This is a genomic window from Treponema endosymbiont of Eucomonympha sp. (assembly GCF_001028545.1).
Genome location: NZ_BBPW01000732.1, coordinates 1 through 331 on the forward strand (window position 1 = coordinate 1; position 331 = coordinate 331).

At 54.1% G+C, this 331-nt stretch carries 1 protein-coding gene; it reads right to left on the bottom strand.

The window, feature by feature from the left end; genetic code table 11:
• Positions 1-331 (bottom strand): transposase (locus AWU74_RS08795; protein WP_162505146.1); only part of this gene is annotated, 331 nt, incomplete at both ends.

The window sequence follows — 331 nt, forward strand, 5'->3', positions numbered from 1 at the left end:
TAGGTAGCGTGGACTGGAAGGTAGAGGAACAAACACCTGACATGAATGGCGGCGATGAAGGAAGCGGTGAGCTTTGCGTAGCGTGTGGCAATTCCCCGCCAGCGCTTGAGGGCGCGGAAGACGTTTTCAATGACGTGCCGCGCCCGATACAGTTCATGACTGTACGCTCTTTGCTCTTTCCGGCTTTTAACCGGAGGGATGACGGCTGTTATATCCGCTTCTTTAAGCATATCGAGCAGCTCGTTCGTGTCATACGCCTTGTCCGCAAGGAACGCTTCCGCTTCCAAATCCTCCATAAGGAGAGGCGCTTGGTTACAATCCGCGACAGTAC